At 35.3% G+C, this 22,657-nt stretch carries 18 protein-coding genes; 15 read left to right on the top strand and 3 right to left on the bottom strand.

Going from position 1 to position 22,657, the window contains the following annotated elements; all coding sequences use genetic code 11:
• Positions 1-152 precede the first annotated feature (152 nt).
• From secE to fbpC, 5 genes are all read left to right on the top strand, one after another.
• Positions 153-494 (top strand): preprotein translocase subunit SecE, encoded by a 342-nt coding sequence (gene secE, locus Q0K76_RS02395; protein WP_294610731.1) that lies wholly within the window; start codon positions 153-155, stop codon positions 492-494.
• Position 495: 1 nt separating this feature from the next.
• Complete coding sequence (nusG, locus tag Q0K76_RS02390) at positions 496-1,041, top strand: transcription termination/antitermination protein NusG (RefSeq protein WP_294610728.1); 546 nt, start codon at positions 496-498, stop codon at positions 1,039-1,041.
• A gap of 502 nt (positions 1,042-1,543) precedes the next feature.
• Entirely contained in the window at positions 1,544-2,572 is a 1,029-nt protein-coding gene (locus Q0K76_RS02385) for an ABC transporter substrate-binding protein (protein ID WP_294610725.1), read from the top strand.
• Positions 2,573-2,680: 108 nt separating this feature from the next.
• Positions 2,681-4,765 (top strand): iron ABC transporter permease, encoded by a 2,085-nt coding sequence (locus Q0K76_RS02380; protein WP_294610722.1) that lies wholly within the window; start codon positions 2,681-2,683, stop codon positions 4,763-4,765.
• A gap of 172 nt (positions 4,766-4,937) precedes the next feature.
• Positions 4,938-5,984: a ferric ABC transporter ATP-binding protein gene (fbpC, locus tag Q0K76_RS02375; RefSeq protein WP_294610719.1), complete on the top strand. Its 1,047-nt coding sequence runs from the start codon at positions 4,938-4,940 to the stop codon at positions 5,982-5,984.
• Positions 5,985-6,138: 154 nt separating this feature from the next.
• On the opposite strand, the gene Q0K76_RS02370 is transcribed toward fbpC, so the two are convergent.
• Complete coding sequence (locus tag Q0K76_RS02370) at positions 6,139-8,064, bottom strand: ABC transporter ATP-binding protein (RefSeq protein WP_294610716.1); 1,926 nt, start codon at positions 8,062-8,064, stop codon at positions 6,139-6,141.
• A 95-nt stretch (positions 8,065-8,159) separates the two neighbouring features.
• Here Q0K76_RS02370 and Q0K76_RS02365 point away from each other — a divergent pair, with 95 nt between their 5' ends.
• Positions 8,160-9,317: a sugar diacid recognition domain-containing protein gene (locus Q0K76_RS02365; RefSeq protein ID WP_363322382.1), complete on the top strand. Its 1,158-nt coding sequence runs from the start codon at positions 8,160-8,162 to the stop codon at positions 9,315-9,317.
• Between the two features lie 90 nt (positions 9,318-9,407).
• On the opposite strand, the gene garD is transcribed toward Q0K76_RS02365, so the two are convergent.
• Positions 9,408-10,946: a galactarate dehydratase gene (gene garD, locus Q0K76_RS02360; RefSeq protein WP_363322381.1), complete on the bottom strand. Its 1,539-nt coding sequence runs from the start codon at positions 10,944-10,946 to the stop codon at positions 9,408-9,410.
• 376 nt (positions 10,947-11,322) lie between these two features.
• Here garD and Q0K76_RS02355 point away from each other — a divergent pair, with 376 nt between their 5' ends.
• The 6 genes from Q0K76_RS02355 to Q0K76_RS02330 all read left to right on the top strand — a co-directional run bounded on the left by Q0K76_RS02355 (position 11,323) and on the right by Q0K76_RS02330 (position 18,362).
• Positions 11,323-12,654: an MFS transporter gene (locus tag Q0K76_RS02355; RefSeq protein ID WP_294610709.1), complete on the top strand. Its 1,332-nt coding sequence runs from the start codon at positions 11,323-11,325 to the stop codon at positions 12,652-12,654.
• A gap of 35 nt (positions 12,655-12,689) precedes the next feature.
• Positions 12,690-14,027, top strand: a complete 1,338-nt coding sequence (locus tag Q0K76_RS02350; protein WP_294610707.1) for an enolase C-terminal domain-like protein — start codon at positions 12,690-12,692, stop codon at positions 14,025-14,027.
• 40 nt (positions 14,028-14,067) lie between these two features.
• Positions 14,068-15,402, top strand: coding sequence for a glucarate dehydratase (gene gudD / locus Q0K76_RS02345; RefSeq protein WP_294610704.1), 1,335 nt, complete (start codon positions 14,068-14,070; stop codon positions 15,400-15,402).
• Between the two features lie 48 nt (positions 15,403-15,450).
• Complete coding sequence (gene garL, locus Q0K76_RS02340; protein WP_294610701.1) at positions 15,451-16,221, top strand: 2-dehydro-3-deoxyglucarate aldolase; 771 nt, start codon at positions 15,451-15,453, stop codon at positions 16,219-16,221.
• Between the two features lie 38 nt (positions 16,222-16,259).
• On the top strand, positions 16,260-17,141 hold the full coding sequence (gene garR, locus Q0K76_RS02335; RefSeq protein ID WP_294610698.1) for a 2-hydroxy-3-oxopropionate reductase: 882 nt from the start codon (positions 16,260-16,262) through the stop codon (positions 17,139-17,141).
• Positions 17,142-17,204: 63 nt separating this feature from the next.
• The gene (locus Q0K76_RS02330) at positions 17,205-18,362 is read left to right on the top strand and encodes a glycerate kinase (RefSeq protein ID WP_294610696.1); all 1,158 of its coding nucleotides are present in this window, start codon (positions 17,205-17,207) and stop codon (positions 18,360-18,362) included.
• Positions 18,363-18,410: 48 nt separating this feature from the next.
• On the opposite strand, the gene Q0K76_RS02325 is transcribed toward Q0K76_RS02330, so the two are convergent.
• Complete coding sequence (locus tag Q0K76_RS02325) at positions 18,411-20,423, bottom strand: oligopeptide transporter, OPT family (RefSeq protein WP_294610693.1); 2,013 nt, start codon at positions 20,421-20,423, stop codon at positions 18,411-18,413.
• Positions 20,424-20,642: 219 nt separating this feature from the next.
• Between Q0K76_RS02325 and mazG the strand changes: the two genes are divergently transcribed.
• Genes mazG through Q0K76_RS02310 form a run of 3 tightly spaced genes read left to right on the top strand, consistent with a single transcriptional unit; the run spans position 20,643 to position 22,618 of the window.
• Entirely contained in the window at positions 20,643-21,446 is an 804-nt protein-coding gene (mazG, locus tag Q0K76_RS02320) for a nucleoside triphosphate pyrophosphohydrolase (protein WP_294610690.1), read from the top strand.
• Entirely contained in the window at positions 21,439-21,879 is a 441-nt protein-coding gene (locus tag Q0K76_RS02315) for a hypothetical protein (RefSeq protein ID WP_294610687.1), read from the top strand. Before mazG ends, Q0K76_RS02315 begins: the two co-directional genes overlap by 8 nt.
• Before the next feature lie 46 nt (positions 21,880-21,925).
• Positions 21,926-22,618: a glutathione S-transferase gene (locus tag Q0K76_RS02310; RefSeq protein WP_294610684.1), complete on the top strand. Its 693-nt coding sequence runs from the start codon at positions 21,926-21,928 to the stop codon at positions 22,616-22,618.
• Positions 22,619-22,657 lie beyond the last annotated feature (39 nt).

Here is a 22,657-nt window from a genome sequence, read left to right as displayed (position 1 = left end):
TTCTTATCTGGTCTGTTTAGCAAAATGCTTTTATTAAAAAGAGCATTTTGGAAAATAGATATTATTATAAATAACATAATCATAGGTTTTATATGCTAGTAAGTAACGAAAGTCAAGATACAAACACGATTCTAGACAAGTTCAAGTGGGGATTGGTTCTAGTTTTAATTGCGTTTATTGTCTGGGGGAATTTTTATTTTGCTGGACCTAATGATATATATCAACCTAATACAATAGTTCGAATTATTGTAGTGGTTGTTATTTCACTTTTAACTTTATTGATTGCTTTTACAACCAGAAAAGGGAAATTGTTTTTCGTATTTTTACAAGAATCACGAAAAGAGTTAAGAAAAGTAGTATGGCCTGCTCGCAAAGAAACAGTACACACCACTCTACTCATTGCTGCGATTACTATTATTGTTGGCTTAGCTCTTTGGGGAATGGATTCTTTGTTCCGTTCGATAGTCTTTTATTTAACATCAATAGGACGTTAATATGAGTGAAGCACAACAAAAACGATGGTATGTTATTCAGGCTTATTCTGGCTACGAAGCACGTGTTGCACAATCATTACGTGAATATATCAAACTACATAATATGGAAGATTCGTTTGGTGAAGTATTAGTACCGACTGAAGAAGTTGTTGAGATGAAAAGTGGTCAGCGCCGCAAGAGTGAGCGCAAATTCTTTCCTGGTTATGTATTAGTTGAAATGATGATGAATGATGCGACTTGGCATTTAGTGAAAAGTGTGCCAAGAACAATGGGATTTATTGGCGGGACATCTGATAGACCAGCACCGATCAGCCAACGTGAAGTTGATGCAATAATGAATCGCTTACAACAAGTTGGTGATAAACCACGGCCAAAAACCTTGTTTGAACCAGGTGAACTTGTTCGTGTTAATGAAGGACCTTTTGCCGATTTTAATGGGGTAGTTGAAGAAGTTGATTACGAAAAGAGTCGCTTAAAAGTTTCAGTATCTATTTTCGGTCGTTCAACACCTGTTGAACTTGATTTTAGTCAGGTAGAGAAAAGTTAAGTAAATATAGTTAATTACTATTAATAAGTTTCTTTCCATTAATGAGAAATCACAGAAATTATTCTGTGATTTTTTTTTGCAAAAAACTTGTAACCTCACCTATCCAAACTCTAAATATGATTATAATATTCTGATAATTTTTAATATGTTTTCCTTTTTTATTATTATGCAAATTATTAATAATAATTTGTGTGAAGCCGAATTCTATCTCTTTTATATAACTACGATCACCAATATAGCCAAAACCACCAGTAAGAAGAATATCTATAATAATTACCTAATATGACACAAATTTATTCAAGTATCATGCGAGTAATAAAAAACTATAGGTTAAAAATATCAGAATAAAATAACATTTTTTTTAAAATGAAAATATTGAGCAGTCTAAAAAATTAGATCGACATCACAGTATCTAGTAATTATTTCATGTAACATTAAAGGAATATAAATTGTTTTTTTAAGTAAAAAAGTGACTAAATCAAGTAAAAAAAAGGAATTAACTATGCAAAAGACAATGCTAACATTATTAATGGTGATTGGAGTCGCAATAGGAAGTGTATCTGTTGCTACTGCTAAAGGTCGGTTGGTGATTTATTGTAGTGGTACTAATGCACTATGTGAAGAAGAAGCTAAGGCTTTTGGCGAAAAGTATGCTGTTAAAACTTCACTAATTCGTAATGGTAGTGGCAGTACGCTAGCTAAAATTGAAGCAGAGAAAGGAAATCCTCAAGCGGATATTTGGTATGGTGGAACGCTAGATCCTCATTCCCAAGCAGGTGAAATGGGATTATTGCAAACGTATCAATCGCCAAATTTAGATCAAATTATTCCTGAGTTTCGTGATCCAGCTAAAATAAAAGGGAATTATTCATCAGCAGTTTATATCGGTATTTTGGGGTTTGGTGTAAATACTGACAGAGCAAAACAGCTTGGCGTTGAAGTTCCAAAATGTTGGTCTGATTTAACTAAACCTGAATTTAAAGGTGAAATCCAAATTGCTGATCCACAAAGTTCAGGCACAGCTTATACTGCACTTGCAACTTTTGCTCAATTATGGGGTGAAGATAAAGCCTTTGATTATTTGAAAGCGATTAATCATAATATTTCTCAATATACTAAATCTGGGGTTGCCCCGGCACGTAATGCTGCACGAGGTGAAACGATGATTGGTATTGGATTTTTACATGACTATTCATTAGAAAAGGAAAATGGCGCACCATTAGAACTAATCTCACCATGTGAAGGTACCGGTTACGAAATTGGTGGTGTAAGTATTATTAAGGGCGCTCGTAATTTGGATAATGCTAAATTATTTGTTGATTGGACATTATCTACAAAAGCACAAGAAGTTGCCTGGCAAAAAGCTAAATCCTATCAGATACCAACTAACACAAAAGCAGAATCTTCCCCTCTAGCATTAAAATTGGATAATCTTAACTTGATTAAATATGATTTTGATAAATACGGTGATTCGACAATGAGAAATTATTTAATCAATAAATGGGTTAATGAAGTAAAAATGGAAAAATAGAGTTATTTCTTTTGAAAATTTCATGTTACTGGCTGTATAAATAAGCCAGTAATTACTTCTTTTTGTTTGAATAATAATTTTCTGCACTATGCTAGTTATGGTGAATGTATGTCATATAGTATTTCTAGTCAATTAAAACAACAGTCGTATAAACGCGATCCAATATTTTTCTGGCTGGCTTTTATTGTTATTGCTTTTATTCTATTTCCATCTTATGGGTTAGATTATGGGTTATTTGAATCAACAACTGATGAATTATTAGAATCCTATGGTTGGTCAAGTTTTGATATCAGTATTATATGGTTTGTATTACCATTAGCTTTAGTGATAAGGCCTATTAAGCCCCTAGATCGAACTTCGGTGAAGCGTCATTATTTCGATGCTGTTTATGCTTTATTTTGTATGGTATTTACCGTAATAAGTGCATGGTTGTTTTATCGTAGTATGGGCTATGCGACAATATTTTTGTTTGTTGGCTTAGGAATGATAATGACTCATGCGCTTGCCCGCCTTGAGTGGATGGGGGGCGATTGCTTTGTTATCGGAGCGCTAATAACAATTATCGTTTTGATACTTGCATTTATCTTATACCCAACTATTGCTATCTTCAAACCAATGTTTATGGATGGGGATCAATTTGTACCATTCCAATTTGTTAAAATTTTATCAAAAGCTTATATTATTCGAGTGATTATTAACTCGATCACATTAGGTATTGCTGTTGGAATTAGTGCAACATTTTTTGGTTTAATTTGTGCGTTGTATACCGCTAGAATTGCTAAACGTTCAGTGATTATAGGACGAATTTTTTCTTTATTACCAATTGTTACGCCTCCTTTTGTCGTTGGTCTTGGTGTTACGTTGATGATGGGACGCTCAGGTTATGTCACCGAATTTGCAGCTAACTATTTAGGTTTATCAGATACTAACTGGTTGTATGGTTTTACGGGAATCTGGCTGGCTCAGGTGCTAGCTTTTGCGCCAATGTCATTTATGATTTTAGATGGTGCAATCAAAACAGTTCATCCTTCTTTGGAAGAGGCCTCTTATACACTAAGGGCAACACCATATAAAACATTTTTTACTATTTTTATACCATTGATAAAACCAGCATTAGCTAATTCATTTTTAATTGTCTTTGTGCAATCACTTGCTGATTTTAGTAATCCTTTAGTATTAGGTGGTAACTTTGATGTGCTTGCTACACAAATCTATTTTTATATTACTGGTGCACAATTAGATTATCCTTCAGCAAGTACCCTGGGTAGTGTATTGTTACTCTTTTCTCTGGTCATATTTTGTGTGCAGTATCTTTGGATTGGAAAGCGATCTTATGTCACTATTTCAGGGAAATTCTCGCGAGGTGATGTTCAGCCATTACCAATCAGTTTGAAATGGATAATCATGGGTTTATTTGCATTTTGGACCCTATTTAATGGTTTACTCTATGGCAGTATTTTCTATGGTAGCTTCACAGTTAACTGGGGCGTTGATTACACTTTAACTCTGGCAAATTTCATTAATCTATTTGGACAAGGATTCAGCGATGGTGCATGGCCATCTTTATTTGATACCTTATTATTTGCTGGTATTGCTGCACCAATTACCGCATTTTTTGGTTTGCTAATTGCTTATATTGTTGTTAGACAACATTTTAAAGGTAAAAAGGTGATTGAGTTTACTACAATGCTTTGTTTTGCTGTGCCAGGAACTGTTGCTGGAGTATCTTATATTTTAGCCTTTAATACTGCACCAATTTATCTTACTGGTACTGCTGCTATAGTGATTATCTCCATGATTATGCGTAATGTGCCAGTCGGTATTCGGGCTGGAATAGCAGGGCTTGGTCAATTAGATAAATCTCTTGATGAGGCCTCATTAAGTTTAAAAGCAGGGTCATTTAGAACCATATTTTATATTTTAATTCCACTGTTACGTCCAGCGATTTTATCAGCATTGGTCTATAGCTTTGTGCGTGCTATTACCACGGTTAGTGCGATTGTATTTTTGGTAACACCAGATACACGAGTTGCAACAGCTTATATTTTAAATCGTGTTGAAGATGGTGAATATGGTATTGCAATTGCCTATGGTTCAATATTGATTGTGGTTATGCTATCAATTATTTTGCTGTTTGATTATTTAGTAGGTGAGTCAAGAACATCGCGTTCAACCGCCAAAAATACCCAATAAGTTGTATTAATAAAAACACAGCTAGTTTTTGGGGTTTTAAGTAGCTGTCGGTGGTTATGCTTGAGTCTTACAGACTGTTTAATTATAGAAAGAGAGGATAAAAACCTCAAAGGTAACAGTTTTTTAAATTTACTTTAAACTACAAAAAGTAATTTGAGTATAGGAATGTATTATGTCAAATAAGAATTTTGTTGAGTTAAAAAATATTACTAAACGATTTGGTAAAAATACGGTAATTGAGAATTTCAATTTGTCTGTTGCTAAAGGTGAGATGATTACATTGCTTGGTCCATCCGGTTGTGGTAAAACCACAATCTTACGTCAGATCGCAGGACTAGAAAAGCCAAGTGAGGGGCAAATCTTAATTGATGGAGAAGATGTAACTAATTTATCTATTCAACAACGAGACATCTGCATGGTATTTCAGTCTTATGCACTATTTCCACATATGTCGATAGGTGAAAATATTGGTTATGGATTAAAGATGATTGGTGTGCCAAAGGAAGAGCGCAAAACACGGGTTAAAGAGGCACTAGAATTAGTTGACTTAGCTGGATTTGCTGATCGCTTTGTGGATCAAATCTCTGGAGGTCAACAACAACGTGTTGCTTTAGCCCGAGCGTTGATACTTAAACCTAAGGTTTTGTTATTTGATGAGCCACTAAGTAACTTAGATGCAAATTTACGTCGCAGTATGCGAGAAAAAATCCGTGAATTACAACAGCGTTTTGATATTACCTCATTTTATGTAACTCATGATCAGAGCGAGGCCTTTGCCGTATCCGATCGAGTACTGGTGATGCAAAAAGGGAGCATTATGCAGGTCGATTCACCACAACGATTGTATCGTAGACCAGCTTCGCGGTTCATGGCTAATTTTATGGGTGATGCCAATATTTTTCCAGGTCATTATGAAAATGGCTATATTTCAATCTTTGGGTATAAACTTAATTGTCAAGATGAGATCAAACCGAAATCAACACAATGTGTTGTTGGTGTTAGACCAGAAGCGGTTGAATTGATAAAAGAAGGGGGAGAAGATAGTCAAAAATGTCGTGTTGAAAATGTAGCATACATGGGACCACAGTATGAAATTTCAGTTAATTGGCATGATCAAATCTTACTTTTACAAGTTAATTCTATTTTATTAAAACCAAAAGTAGGTGATGAGTTCTATCTAAAAATTCACCCAGAAGGGATGTTTGTATTGGATGAGTAAATTGTTAGCATAAAATTGAACAATAAATCACTATTTTGGAATGCGATTTAGTTTATTTGCCTTATTATTACCCTGTGCTTAGGTTATAAATAATAATACTTGTTCTTTTATACTATAGAGGCTCTATAAGGCCTCTAGCAATGTTTGCTTACTTTTAATTTTCACAGTTAAAATCTTCTAGTTGTTGTTGTAAATCCAACCAATTCATTTCGATTTCTTCTTGTTTATTTTTAAGTTGGCTTTGTTTTAGTAATAATTGAGTTAATTCCGATTTTTTATTATTGTCATAAATAGCAGGATCAGTTAATTGCTGTTCAATAACTTGTAATTCCTTAGTCAATAGTTCAAGTTTTTGCTCTTCTTTTTGTAATTGTTTTTTTATAGGCTGCATGAGTGCTCGCAGTTCAGCGTCTCGACGTTTTTGTTCTTTACGATCTTGAGCTGAAATATTTTGAACTGTTTCATTTTTGCTAGTGTTATTATTCTCAATGGGTTGATTTTCAAGTTTCTGTTCTTCGGCAAGCCATTTTTGATAATCATCCAGATCACCGTCAAAGGGTTCTACTTTATGATCGTGCACCAAATAAAATTCATCAGTAGTAGAACGTAATAAATGGCGATCATGTGAAACCACAACTAACGCACCTTCAAAATCGATTAATGCTTCAGTTAGTGCTTGCCGCATATCTAAATCTAAATGGTTAGTTGGTTCATCTAATAAAAGTAGGTTTGGTTTTTGCCAGACAATAAGCGCTAACACTAAACGCGCTTTTTCACCGCCAGAAAAAGTGTTCACTGGCTCATTGACTTTATCACCATGAAAATCAAATCCACCTAAATAATTACGCAATTCTTGTTCAGTAATATTTGTATCGGCAAGTTGTGTCAAATGCCAAAGTGGTGATTCATCGGCGCGCAGGTATTCTAATTGATGTTGAGCAAAATAACCTAATTGTATACCTTTAGCTAAATTGATATGGCCTTCCTGCGGTAAAAGTTCACCAGCTAATAATTTAATTAAGGTTGATTTACCCGCACCATTACGCCCTAACAAACCTATGCGGGAGCCAGGAACTAAATTAAGTTTAATTTTTTCTAATACAATTTTATCATCATAGCCAGCAACCACTTTGTCCATCATTAATAATGGGCTAGGCAAAAATTCTGATGGTCGAAAACTAAAATGAAATGGATTATCCACATGAGCCGGCGCGATCAGTTCCATCTTTTCTAACATTTTAATTCTACTTTGTGCTTGTTTGGCTTTGGTCGCTTTTGCTCTAAAACGATTTATATAACTTTGTAGATGAGCCACTTTTAGTTGTTGGCTTTCATAAAGTGATTGTTGTTGTGCCAATTTCGTTGACCGCTGAATTTCAAACGAAGAGTAGTTGCCGGTATATTCAAACAAGCTTTTTTGTTCAATATGAATAATTTTATTAACTAACGGATCTAAAAAATCTCTATCGTGTGAAATTAAAATTAATGTTCCTTGATAATTAGTTAACCACTTTTCAAGCCAAATTACCGCATCTAAATCAAGGTGATTGGTTGGTTCATCAAGAAGTAATAAATCAGAACGACACATCAATGCTTGTGCGAGATTTAAGCGCATGCGCCAACCACCAGAATAGGATTTAACCGGTAGTTGTAATTGCTCATTCGAAAATCCTAGACCATGTAATAATGTTGCTGCTCGAGAACGAATAGTCCAAGCATCAATCGTATCAAGTTTTTCATGTACAAGTGCAATTTGCTGTCCATTATTTTGTTGATTAGCAATGTCTAGTTGTTGTTCTAATTGTCGATACTCACGATCGCCATCAATGGCATATTCAATAGCTGGTGTATCTAATGCTGGGGTTTCTTGATTAACCCAAGCCAGTTGCCACTGAGAAGGAATACTTAATGTTCCAGCGTCAGCTTGCATTTCCCCTTTTATGAGCGAAAAAAGTGTTGATTTACCACAACCATTTTTTCCAACTAATCCTACTTTTTGCTTAGGATTTATGGTTGCAGATGCATTATCTAAAAGTAAATTAGTACCCCGGCGTACTTGAATTGAATCGAACACTATCATGGAATCATTATCTATTATTCAAAATAAAATAAAATATGCTATGCTAACAAAAAAATGGGTTTATGCAAAATCAAAATAAGATCATCAATATGGTAATGAGTCCTTATAGTCTTACACCTAAACTTGCACAACAAATTGTTGAAAGAACAATGAAAATCATCGATTGTAATATCAATGTTATGGATGCTAATGGTTGTATCATTGGCAGTGGTGATTTGGAACGTATAGGTGAAGTTCACGAAGGTGCTATGCTAGCAATTTCTCAAAAACGCACCGTTTCAATTGATGGTACTATGGTAAAACGTTTGCAAGGAGTGAAACCTGGCATTAATTTACCTTTGAAATTGAATGATCGAATTGTTGGCGTAATAGGCTTAACCGGTGAACCATCTGATATTCGTCAATTTGGTGAACTTGTTTGTATGTCTGCTGAAATGATGATGGAACAGACTCAATTATTACAAGAGCTTTCTTACGACAATCGTTTAAAAGAAGAACTCATTTTAACATTAATTGAAAAAGAAATTTTGCCAGATAGCATGGTTCAGTGGGTGAAGCGTTTAGATATCGATCTAAATTTACCCAGAGTTGTGGGGATGATTGAAGTTGATAGTGGGCAATTAGGAATTGATACCGCTATGAGTGAGCTTCAAAATTTACAAACCCAAGTACAAATATTAAGTAAACATAATTTAGTGGCAATTAAATCTATTACTGAGCTGGTTATATTGATTCCTGCTCTTAATCGTTATGGACGTTGGGATTTATTAGAACATAAGAAAAAATTAGAACAATTAGTTATAGATATAAAAAACAGCACTCAACTAGATATCCGAATTTCATTAGGCAATTACTTCGATCAACATCCTTACCCATTAGTTAAATCCTATCAAACGGCTAAAACTACCATGCTAATTGGTAAACAAAGAATGCCTAATATTCGTAATTATTATTATCAACAATTAATTTTACCGGTGTTATTACATGGATTAAGTTATGATTGGCAGGCCGAAGAGTTATTACTGCCATTAAAAAAATTAAGAATGGGTGATAATAATGGTGTATTGCAAAAAACGCTACAAACTTGGTTTAAAAATAATGTACACGGAGGTGACACCGCCAAAGAACTGTTCATACATCGCAATACTCTAGAATATCGATTAAATAAAATAGCTGGATTAACCGGATTAAATTTAGATAAATTTGATGATAGGTTACTTTTGTATATTGGATTACAATTAGATCGAAATTAATTTTAATCATCTCCTTATTTAACTTAATAAAGAGATGATTATAGATAGGAAAAGAGATAACGCCTATTAAAGTATATTGTCTATTTTAGATCAAGTTATTGGTGCTGGATTAAAAATAGCCAACGGATTATATAATTTCCAATGATCAGACCATGGTTTTTTACGTCCACTTGCAACATCTAATATTAAATGAAATAGACGCCAACCTATGTCTTCAATTGTTGCTTTACCAAGGGCGATATCCCCAGCACTAATATCAATTAGATCAAACCATTGCTCAGCGACAATATTACGACTGGACATCTTAATAACAGGTACCATTGCTAACCCATAAGGGGTTCCTCTTCCTGTCGTAAAAACTTGTAACGTAATACCTGAAGCAACTTGTTGAGCGCCACAAACAAAATCACTTGCAGGGGTAGCGGCAAAAATCAAACCTCTTTTAGATGGTCGTTGACCTGGAGATAACACTTCTACAATGGTACTTGTACCTGATTTGGCAATCGATCCCATTGCTTTTTCGACAATATTATTCAGTCCGCCTTTTTTGTTGCCTGGGGTTGTATTAGCACTGCGATCAACTTTCCCGGCTGCGAGGTATTCATCATACCATTGCATTTCACGAATTAACGCTTTACCGACTTCTTCATCAGCCGCCCTTGGCGTAAGTAAATGAATACCATCGCGAACTTCGGTGACTTCTGAAAACATAACTGTTGCACCACATCTAACTAATAGATCAGATGCATAGCCAACAGATGGATTTGAAGTCACACCTGAAAAGGCATCACTACCACCACATTGCATACCTACCACTAATTCAGAGGCTGGTACTGTTTCCCTTTGCCGTTGGTTCAAACGTTGTAAATGCTTTTCAGCAATTGTTAAAATGTGATCAACCATTGCTTTAAAGCCATGCTCATCTTGTAAGGTTATCAGGTCATCATCTTGGATTTTGATTGGAATAGTGTCAGGTGTGCCTTTTAATAATCGCTCGGGTTGCAATTTTTCACAACCTAAACTCACAACCATAATTTCACCACCGAAATTAGGATTTTTAGCTAAATTGTGAATGGAACGAATTGGGACAATAGCGGCTGGCGCATCTATTGCCACACCACAACCATAAAGATGCATAAGGGGTACGACACCGTCGACATTAGGATATTTTGGTAACAAATCACGTTCTATAATTTTTGCTACATATTCCACTACGCCAGCAACACAGTTAACACTCATGGTAATACCCAATAAATTACGTGTACCAACAGAACCATCTTTGTTTCGATAACCCTCAAACGTATAACCTTCTAATGGTGGCAGTGGTGCTACTTTTTTAGTTGCTATAGCTAATTCATGTAATTCGGGAGCAGTTGGCATTTGAGTCACAGATTCATTGATCCAACCTCCTTTTTTAATATCTACTTTGGCATAACCAATGACTTCACCATAACGAATGATTTCTTGACCCTGATCGATATCATTTAAAGCAACTTTATGACCTTGAGGTACATTTTCAATTAATTCTAATCCATCAGAAAAAACGGTACCTTTAGGCAATCCGTTGTCATTAACCACAATAGCTACATTATCGATCTCCTTTATTTTAATGTAGAGTGGTTTACTAATATGATGCTCCATTGTTTGACTCCCATTAGATTCTAAAATTCCTCACTTACCTACAAACATCTTTCTAATATTATTAATAATGTTTCTATAAGCTCATTGAACTATATATTAAATCTGAATAAAACAAATATCATTGTGAATATTCATAATTATTTGTTTTTAAAAGAGAGTAAATTTATAAAATTGACCAAAAAAAGTGAGTTATATCACAAAATTAGTATATTTTGTGAAATTTTGTGAAGAATATAACATTGCTTTGTTAATTTGCACAAAAATAAATAGATTTTTATTTAATATTCTGTGTTTTTATCCAATGATATTTTCATGTTAAATAACCATACTAATTTACAATTAATAATCAGTTAGGAGTTAAAACATGGAACTAAATAAAATAAAACAAAAAAGGACTAATGCCAGATGGTTGACTGTCGTTTTTTTATTTATAGTTACCGCCATAAATTATGGTGATAGGGCAACTCTAGGTATTGCAGGAAAAGCAATGTCAGGAGAACTTGGCTTTGATGCTGCTGCGATGGGCTGGGTTATGTCATCTTTTGGAATTGCATATGTAATTGGGCAATTACCCGGAGGATGGTTACTTGATAAATTCGGTTCAAAACGTGTATATTTTTGTAGTATTTTCTTTTGGTCTATTTTTACTTTACTGCAAGGTACAGTACATTTTTTTATCGGGGGATGGGCAATTATTATGCTCTTTACCTTCCGTTTTTTAATGGGACTGGCCGAGGCACCTTCATTTCCTGGAAATAGTCGCATTACCGCGGCTTGGTTTCCTGCCAAAGAGAGAGCTACTGCGGTGGCCATTTTTAATTCCGCTCAATATTTTGCTACTGTTATTTTTGCTCCTATTATGGGCTGGTTAACTCATGAATATGGTTGGCAATCAGTATTCTTCTTTATGGGGGGTATTGGTATTCTTGTTAGTATTGTAACACTAGTTATTATTCGTAATCCCAAAGATCATCCCTGGGCAAATGAAGCAGAAATTGAATATATCACTGAAGGTGGTGCCTTAGTTGATATGGATGGAAAAAAATCAAATGGAAAAAAAGAAGGGCCGAAATTAAGTTATTTAATTCAATTACTTACCAATAGAATGTTACTTGGTGTTTATTTAGGTCAATATTGTATCAACTGTTTAACTTTCTTTTTTATTACTTGGTTTCCTATTTATCTTGCAACTCAGCGTGGTATGAATATTAAAGAAGTTGGTTTTGCTGCTGCTATACCTGCAATTTGTGGTTTTGTCGGTGGAATTAGTGGTGGGGTTTTCTCAGACTTTTTAATGAGAAAAACCGGCTCGCTTTCTTTTGCGCGTAAAACGCCAATTATATTGGGTATGTTATTTTCGATGACCATGATTTTCTGTAATTATGTTGATTCTATTGCGCTTGTTATTCTATTTATGTCTATGGCTTTTTTTGGCAAAGGTGTTGGCGCATTGGGTTGGGCGGTAATGGCAGATACTGCACCTAAAGAAATGAGTGGACTTGCTGGTGGATTGTTTAACATGTTTGGTAATGCATCAAGTATTGTTTCACCTATTATTATTGGTTATATCGTTGCATGGACAGGTCGTTTTGAATGGGCTTTAGTTTTTGTTGCCGGTCATGCATTTGTTGCCGCATTTAGTTATTTGGTCATTGTTGGTCCAATTAAACGTATGGAATTAAAGAAAAAGGGTTAATTTAATATCCTCTAAATATTAAAAGGAAGTATGTTATGAGTACACAATCAGTTCCTACAATTACCTCAATGCAAGTCATACCGGTTGCGGGTTGTGACAGTATGCTAATGAACATTGGTGGCGCTCATGGACCTTATTTCACACGAAATATAGTTATTTTAAAAGACAATGCCGGTCATACCGGTGTTGGTGAAGCACCAGGCGGCACAATAATTGAGAATGCATTAAAAGATGCTATTGCTCATGTAGAAGGTCGTTCTATTTCCATTCTTAACCGTATTGTTAATGATATGCATCAAGGTTATCTTGATACAGATTATGATACTTTTGGTAAAGGAGCTTGGACATTTGAATTACGTGTTAACGCAGTTGCTGCCTTAGAAGCGGCTTTATTAGATCTAATGGGACAGTTTTTAAATGTCCCCGTTGCTGAGTTGCTTGGTCCAGGAAAACAACGCGAAGAGGTAACAGTTCTAGGTTATCTATTTTATATTGGTGATGATAAGAAAACAGATCTACCTTATGATCAGCCCGCTAAACAAGGGCATGAATGGTATAAATTGCGTCGGCAACAGGCAATGACGACACAGTCTGTTGTGGAATTAGCAATGGCAGCTAAAGATCGTTATGGCTTTAAAGATTTTAAAATGAAAGGAGGCGTTTTAGCTGGTGAAAACGAAATTGAGACTGTTACTGCGCTAAAAAAACATTTTCCTGATGCCAGAATTACTTTAGATCCCAATGGTGGCTGGTTGCTCGATGATGCTATAAGGTTATGTAAAGGATTAAATGGCATATTAACTTATGCAGAAGATCCTTGTGGTGCTGAAAATGGTTATTCTGGTCGTGAAATTATGGCTGAATTCCGACGCGCAACCGGATTACCAACCGCAACTAATATGGTTGCAACCAATTGGCGTGAAATGTGCCACTCTATTATGTTACAGGCTGTTGATATTCCACTTGCTGACCCGCATTTTTGGACATTAACTGGGGCAAGTCGAGTAGCGCAACTTTGTGATGAGTGGGGATTAACATGGGGATGCCATTCTAATAATCATTTTGATATTTCATTAGCAATGTTTTGTCATGTTGGTGCTTCCGCGCCAGGCAATCCAACGGCACTTGATACACATTGGATTTGGCAAGAAGGACATGAGCGGCTAACTAAACAACCATTACAGATTATTAATGGAAAAATTAAATTACATGATAAACCTGGTTTAGGTATTGAATTAGATATGGAACAAGTTAACAAAGCCCATCAATTATATAAAAAATTACCAAATGGTGCTCGTAACGATGGCATAGCCATGCAATATTTAATTCCAAATTGGAAATTTGATCGAAAACGCCCGTGCATGGTTCGATAGTATTGATTTAAAAAATTAGAAATTAAAGAGGTAAATTATTATGAGTTCGTCAACGCCTATTATTACTCAAATGCATGTCTATCCAGTTGCTGGTTATGATAGCATGTTATTAAATTTAAGTGGTGCTCATGCACCTTATTTCACACGTAATATTGTTATCCTTAAGGATAATTCCGGTAACACAGGAGTAGGAGAAGTTCCTTGCGTTGGCACGGTGACACAAACTCTTGAAGATGCTAAACCGCTGGTTATTGGTCAATCAATTGGCCAATATAAAAATGTGATGAATCGTGTTCGCACTCAATTTGCTGATCGTGATGTAGGCGGGCGAGGAAATCAAACTTTTGATCAACGTTCAACCATTCATGTCGTCACAGCGATTGAAGCTGCAATGTTAGATTTATTAGGTAAACATTTAGGGGTGACCGTCGCATCATTGCTTGGAGATGGTCAACAGCGTGATGAAGTCGAAATGCTTGGTTACTTATTTTATGTTGGTGATCGTAAAAAAACCGATCTTCCATATCAAAGTCAAGTAAACGATAAATGCGATTGGTATCGTTTACGTCATGAAGAAGCACTAACCCCAGAAACAATAGCACACTTAGCCGAGGCAACATATGAAAAATACGGGTTCCGTGATTTTAAATTAAAAGGTGGCGTATTATCAGCAGCAGATGAAGCAGAAGCAGTCATCGCAATTAAGAAAAAATTCCCGAGTGCTCGTGTAACGCTTGACCCAAATGGTGGTTGGTTATTAGATGAAGCTATTGAAATAGGTAAATATTTAAAAAATACGTTGACGTATGCTGAAGATCCTTGCGGTGCTGAACAAGGGTATTCAGGTCGAGAAATTATGGCAGAATTCCGCCGTGCAACGGGTTTACCTACTGCAACAAATATGATCGCCACGGATTGGCGTCAAATGGGGCATACTTTATCACTACAATCAGTTGACATTCCACTAGCTGATCCTCACTTCTGGACCATGAATGGTTCAGTTCGGGTTGCACAATTGTGTCATGAATTTGGTTTGACTTGGGGATCGCATTCTAATAACCACTTTGATATCTCACTTGCCATGTTTACTCATGTTGGGGCTGCAGCTCCCGGAACGCCAACCGCACTTGATACCCATTGGATTTGGCAAGAAGGCAACCAACGTTTAACCAAAGAACCTCTGCAAATAGTCGGTGGTAAAATCAAAGTCCCTGAAAAACCAGGCTTAGGTATCGAAATTGATATGGATCAAGTCATGAAAGCTCATGAACTATTTAAAGGTATGGGACTGGGTAATCGTAATGATGCAGTTGCAATGCAATATTTGATTCCTGGTTGGAAGTTTGATAATAAAAAACCGTGTTTGGTTAGATAATCTTAAATGTTTGTCAAAATATGAAGCAAAAAAATACGAAGGTAAATTATGAAAAGAACAACGTGCCACAATCAATTTAAACAAGATATGTTGGCAAGGAAAAAATTAATTGGCTGTTGGGCTGCATTAGGCAACCCTATTTCCACAGAGATATTAGGTCTGGCAGGTTTTGACTGGTTACTACTCGATGGGGAACATGCAACCAATGATGTATTAACGTTTATTCCGCAATTAATGGCATTAAAAGATAGTGTGAGTGCGCCTGTTGTTCGCCCAGCATGGAATGATCAAGTGTTAATTAAACGATTATTAGATATTGGTTTTTACAATTTTTTAATTCCTTATATTGAAACCGTTGAGCAAGCTAAACTTGCTGTATCTTATACTCGTTACCCACCAGAAGGTGTAAGAGGGGTTTCTGTTTCTCATCGCAGTAATGCTTTTGGAACTATCACTGATTATTTCACAAAAATTAATCAAAATATTTGTGTCATGGTTCAAATTGAAACTCAACAAGCGGTTGATAATGTAGAAGCCATTACCTCAGTTGATGGTGTTGATGGTATTTTTGTTGGACCAAGTGATCTTTCAGCCTCACTAGGGCATTTTGGCGATCCAAAACATCCAGAAGTACAAAAAGTCATAAAACGTGTTTTCGATGTTGCTAAAAATAAAGGTAAAGCTTGTGGAATTTTAGCCCCAATAGAAGCCGATGCACGTCAATATATAGAAATGGGTGCAACATTTGTTGCAGTAGGTAGTGATCTGGGTTTATTCAGAAGTTCTACACAATCGCTAGCAGATAAATTTTTAAAATAATTAATATTATTTTAATTGTAATCATAAAGGAGAATAAAATGAAAATTGGTTTTATTGGTTTAGGTATTATGGGTAAACCGATGAGTAAAAACTTGTTAAAAGCAGGTTACTCGCTGGTAGTTTGTGACAAAAATCAAGCCTCTGTTGACGAAGTCGTGGCCGCGGGTGCGCAAAGTGCACTAAATGCAAAAGAAGTGGCTAAACTTTGTGATGTTATAATAACCATGTTACCTAACTCACCACATGTTAAAGAAGTTGTTTTAGGTGAAAATGGTGTTGTTGAAGGTGCTAAAACGGGCACTACTCTTATTGATATGAGTTCTATTGCGCCATTAGCCAGTCGCGAAATTCATGATGAATTAGCGAAAAAAGGCTTAAATATGTTAGATGCTCCAGTAAGTGGTGGTGAACCTAAAGCAATTGATGGAACATTATCAGTTATGGTTGGTGGGAATAAAGCTATTTTTGACAAACATTATGATTTGATGAAAGCAATGGCTGGTTCTGTGGTTTATACTGGTGATATTGGAGCTGGTAATGTCACAAAACTAGCAAATCAAGTTATTGTGGCACTTAATATCGCTGCCATGTCTGAAGCATTAGTATTGGCAACTAAAGCTGGAGTGGATCCGGAATTAGTTTATCAAGCTATTCGTGGTGGGCTTGCTGGTAGTACTGTTTTAGATGCGAAAGCACCAATGGTGTTAAATCGCAATTTTAAACCAGGATTTAAAATTGATTTACATATAAAAGATCTGCAAAATGCACTAGATACTTCTCATGGTGTTGGGACTTCATTACCACTAACAGCAATTGTGATGGAAATGATGCAAGCACTTAAAACTGATGGCATGGGAGGATGTGATCATAGCGCATTAGCTCGTTATTACGAAGCATTAGCAAAAATAGAAATTAAATAATAATTAATTATATTGAGTATGGAAACATACTCAATAACATTAGCTGATTTTGTAAGGAAATGTATGAAGATTGTCATTGCCCCTGATTCTTTTAAGGAAAGCTTAAGTGCCATGGAAGTTGCTAATATAATAAAGTCTGGATTTTCGAAAGTTTGTGCTCATGCAAAATATACATTAGTACCAGTAGCTGATGGCGGGGAAGGGACAGTTGATGCAATGGTTGATGCATTAAAAGGACATAAAGTTACCGTATCAGTTACCGACCCGTTGGGCGAAAAAGGTACTGCTTTTTATGGTATATCGGGTGACGGAAATACAGCAATTATCGAAATGGCTGCTGCCAGTGGATTAGAGCGAGTACCATTAAATCGACGAAACGCAAAAATTACTACTTCGTATGGTACTGGTGAGTTAATTAAAGATGCGTTAGATCAAGGTTGTAACAAATTTATCATTGGGATAGGTGGAAGTGCAACAAATGATGGTGGCGCAGGAATGTTACAGGCTTTAGGCGTAAAACTATTAGATAAATTTGGCAACCAGATTGGTTATGGTGGAGAATCTTTAAGTACCCTTGAGAAAATCGATATAAGCCAAATGGATAATCGCTTAAGTTTATGTGAATTTGAAGTAGCATGTGATGTGACTAATCCATTAACTGGTGAAACAGGAGCTTCAGCTATATTTGGACCACAAAAAGGTGCATCTCCAGAAGATGTCAAATTACTTGATGCAAATTTGAAGCATTTTGCAGACATAATCAAACAAAACCTTTGTGTAGATATTGAACAGATACCCGGAACAGGAGCAGCAGGTGGGATGGGTGCGGCACTATTAGCGTTTTTAAACGCTAAATTACGGCCAGGTATTGAAATTATTACTAACCTACTAAATTTAGATAGTTTAATTAAACAAGCTGATTTAGTTATTACTGGTGAAGGGCGTTTAGATTATCAAAGTGTTAGTGGAAAAGTACCTATAGGTGTTGCAAAAATTGCTAAAAAATATAATAAGCCAGTCATAGCTATAGTTGGTAGCCTGGGCGATAAAGCTGAAATAGTTTATCCTTACGGTATTACCGCAATGTTCAGTATTTTATCTAAAATATCGACATTATCTGAAGCGTTAGATCCACAAACAGCAAAAGATAATCTTTATAATTCAGCAATGAATATTGCTTTGGCATTAAAGTTAGGCAATAGCTTAAAGGTTGATAATTAGAAAAAGCCCTTTATCTATTAAAAGGAAAAAAGAGCTTTAACTTAATAATTAATTAACTTTATTTTTTATTGCAGTTAAAGCTCTGCGAATAAATAATAAACAGATAATTATAAAAACAAATAAACCTAAATATTGTGGTAGCATGCCTAAATCAGCTGATATAGCAAGAGGGGCATCACTACCACCATTGGTAATGCTAATAACAATGACAATAGCTAAAATAACGCCAACTAAGCTTTCACCCACAATTAAACCTGATGCGATTAAAGCCGCTTTACGATCCACTTTTTTGTATTCGACTTGAGAATTTAGATTTTGTTTTTTAGCTTTTACAAAGGCATAATGTTTGATGATCCAGGATAATAGCGACCCTATGAAAATAGGCATAGTAATGCTAGGTGGCAAATATATGCCTAAACCAACAGCTAAGGCCGGTAAACGGAATTTGGCTCGGTTACTAGCTAGCAATAAATCAATAATAATAATCACTGCACCTAAAGCTAGCCCTATAACAATCATGGTCCAATCTAGTTGATGTGAAAAAATACCTTTCACAATAGTTGTCATTAATGTTGCTTGAGGTGCGGCTAATACTTGTGATTGATCCATATCAGGACGTGGTAGGGCACCAGTAAAACCATATGCGTTATATAAAATTTCTAAAATAGGCGCAATAACAATTGCACCGATCACACAACCAATTAATAGTGCTACCTGTTGTTTCCAAGGTGTGGCGTGTACTAAGTATCCAGTTTTTAAGTCTTGTAAATTATCATTCGAAATACAAGCAATCGCTAATACTGCACTGGTAGTGAATAATGCTAGAGCTGTAGCAAAGTTGGAACCTTCAACCGAAGATAACATACCATTTGTTTCGCCTAATCCGAGTAAAATCAATGAAATTACTATAACTGCAACAATAGCAATACCTGATATAGGACTGGCAGAGGAACCAACTAATCCGGCCATGTAACCGCAAGCTGCTGCAACTAAAAAGCCCATAATGAAAGCAAATAACACTGCACAAAAAACTAACGTCCAAGCAACACCAGCAGATAAACCACTATCAGAGATAAAGGTATAAAAAGTTGCTAACAAAATAATTAGCATGCCAGCCATAATCAAGAAAATAGCTTTAGGTGATAAATCTTGTTCTGTTCGCTCAATATCGTTAACTGATACATCAGAACGTAAAGTTTTAAAAGAAATTTTCAATCCTTCAATCATCGGTTTAATTAGGGTAATGAGTGTCCAAATAGCGGCAATAGCAATAGTCCCAGCACCGATAAAACGGATATCTTTATCCCAAAAGCCCATTGCAATTTTGGATAACGGTAAGCTAGTATCATAATCTCTTAGCGCACTTAAAATCGGGATACCAAATCCCCAAGCAATAACTGTACCAATTAATACAGCTATCCCCGAGATAATGCCAATCAAATAACCAGCACTAAGTAATGCTAATGAAAATCCCATAGGTAATTGAAATATTGATTTTCCCCCAGTAAACCAATAGGCGGTACTATCAGATAAAACACGAAAACCATTCGTAAAAAGACTGACTAATGATGCAATAATACCACCAAATAAAATGTCTTTTAGTCCTTCATTCGAGTCGTTATTATCTGTTTTTGAACCAGCTTTTAAAATTTCAGCAGCAGCGACACCTTCAGGATAAGGCAGATTACTTTTTACTACCATTACATGGCGCAAAGGAATTGAAAATAAAACACCAAGCATTCCACCAGCCATACATACAGCAAAAGTTAGCCAGAATGGGAAACCTTGCCAATAACCGATCATTAATAATCCAGGAAGAACAAAAATGATAGAAGATAAAGTACCGGCAGCAGAAGCCTGAGTTTGTACCATATTATTTTCTAAAATTGTGGCACCCGAAAACAATCTTAATATGGCCATTGAAATAACAGCTGCTGGAATAGCTGATGAAAAAGTTAATCCAACTTTTAAACCTAGATAAACATTTGATGCTGTAAAAATTATGGTTATAACAGCTCCGAGTATTGTGCCACGTAATGTAAGTTCACGTAAATTATTCATGTTTTTTTAATTAAATTAATGTGATTGCAAGTATTATATACTTAATTAATCATGTTTCGCGAGAAATTATGCGTAAAAACGTGTTTTTCAATGTATTTTTGCGTAATTCGTACTTAAAAACGCTCATCAAATCATAGTATTAACCTAAAAAAACAATATCAGTTTTAGTATAAAAAAATTACAATAGCATGACTCAATATCAAACTTTGTGAAAATACCTTGAACCAATTATTACGCTTACAAACTATTGTTAAACAACTTCGTGATCCAATTAATGGCTGTGAGTGGGATCGTGTACAAACCTTTGCATCCCTGAAATCTTATACTTTGGAAGAGACATACGAAGTTCTAGATGCGATAGATAAACAGGATATGCCCGAACTTAAAAAAGAGTTGGGTGATTTGTTGTTTCAAATTATTTTTTATGCTGATCTAGCCAATGAGCAAGGGCAATTTAATTTTGACGATATATGTCAAGCAGTTGCGGATAAGTTAGTTAGTCGCCATCCCCATGTTTTTGCAGATAAAACAACAAATAAACCTAATTGGGAACAGCTCAAACAAAAAGAAAGAGATCAGCGTGCGCAATTCTCTATATTAGATGATATACCTAATGCTATTCCAGCTTTGATGAAAGCTGAAAAGATACAGAAGCGTTGTGCTGCTGTTGGTTTTGATTGGCAGGAATTAAAACCAGTTTTAGATAAAGTAAAAGAAGAACTTAATGAGGTGGAACAAGAACTTAATCAGACAGTTCAAGAGCAATCTAAAATAGAAGAAGAATTAGGTGATTTATTTTTTGCCACAGTTAATTTAGCAAGGCACTTAAAAGTTAAGTCTGAACTTTGTTTACAACAAGCTAACCAAAAATTTGTCCGTCGATTTAAGCAAGTTGAATTTATATTAAAAGAAAAAGGTTATTCTTTAAAAAACGCAACACTTGAAGAAATGGAAGATGCATGGCAAAGTGTTAAACAAACAGAACTGATTAAATCTAATAGCGAAGTGAATAAAAATGACTGAACCGAAAAATGAACTATATCAAGAAATTGAAGCCTGGGCTCAAAATGCAATTTTACATAGCCCTACATGGAGTATTAATCAACTCGATTATTCTGAAAAAAGTATTACCGTTGTCGAAATGATTGTGAGTGAATTAGCAGAAAAAAACTTTAGTATTCCCGAAGAACAGCTGAATATGATCGCTCAAGAGTATGGTTGTTATCTATTACTTACCGCACATAAAATATATGGTGGTGAGTTTTATTGGAATGAAGAATTTCAACAGCCTATGCTGATTTGTTGTGAGCCAGATGCGATGATTGTACTGATGACTTGGAATAAAGTAAAAGGGCGGTTAGTTGGTGATAAAGCTGATCATATTGCTTATTTCTTAGATGAATTTGGCAAAGCAACTTTTCAACCAGAAAAAGGAACACATGTGGTTTATTTATAATAAAACAACCAAAGTGCTATAAATGTTGATTAATAGGGGATCCAATATGAGCTATACACTTTATATTGGTAACAAAAATTACTCCACATGGTCGATGCGACCGTGGGTTGTAATGAAGTATTTCGGTATTCCTTTTAACGAAAAATTAATTAAATTTGACGATTTTGGTGCAGATTCTTTGTTTAAGACAACAATATCCTCAATTTCAAAGTATGGAACTGTACCGATTTTAATGGATGATGATTTTGTGATCACTGATTCTTTAGCTATTTGCGAATACTTAGCTGAAAAACATCCTGATTTAGCTTTATGGCCTACTGATATTAAACATAGAGCTGTGGCACGAAGTTTAGTTGCTAAAATGCATTCAGGTTTTCCCGCTATCCGAAAGTATTTACCAATGAACATTGAAGCTGAGTTTCCTGAAGTAGGGCAAATAATATTACGCGATCATTCTGAAGTAAAAAATGAAATCACATTATTAGATGATCTGTTATCCTCATTATTGATGTCGAACTCATCAAATCAAAGTTATTTGTTTGGTGACTTTAGTATAGCTGATGGATTTTATGCACCTATATGTCTAAGATTGAAAAACTATCATATAAAAACAAGCCCAATTTTAGCTGATTATATTGATACAATTTGCCATACAAAAGGGATTAAAGATTGGATAAATGAAGCATTAAAAGAGCAATGTTTTGTGGTTATGGATGAGCCTTATCGTTTACACAGATGATATAATTATAAATTTGTATAAACCAATTCTAATCAAGGA

The sequence above is a fragment of the uncultured Gilliamella sp. genome (assembly GCA_945271295.1).
Classification (GTDB): domain Bacteria; phylum Pseudomonadota; class Gammaproteobacteria; order Enterobacterales; family Orbaceae; genus Gilliamella.
This window is presented reverse-complemented; position numbering and strand designations above follow the sequence as displayed.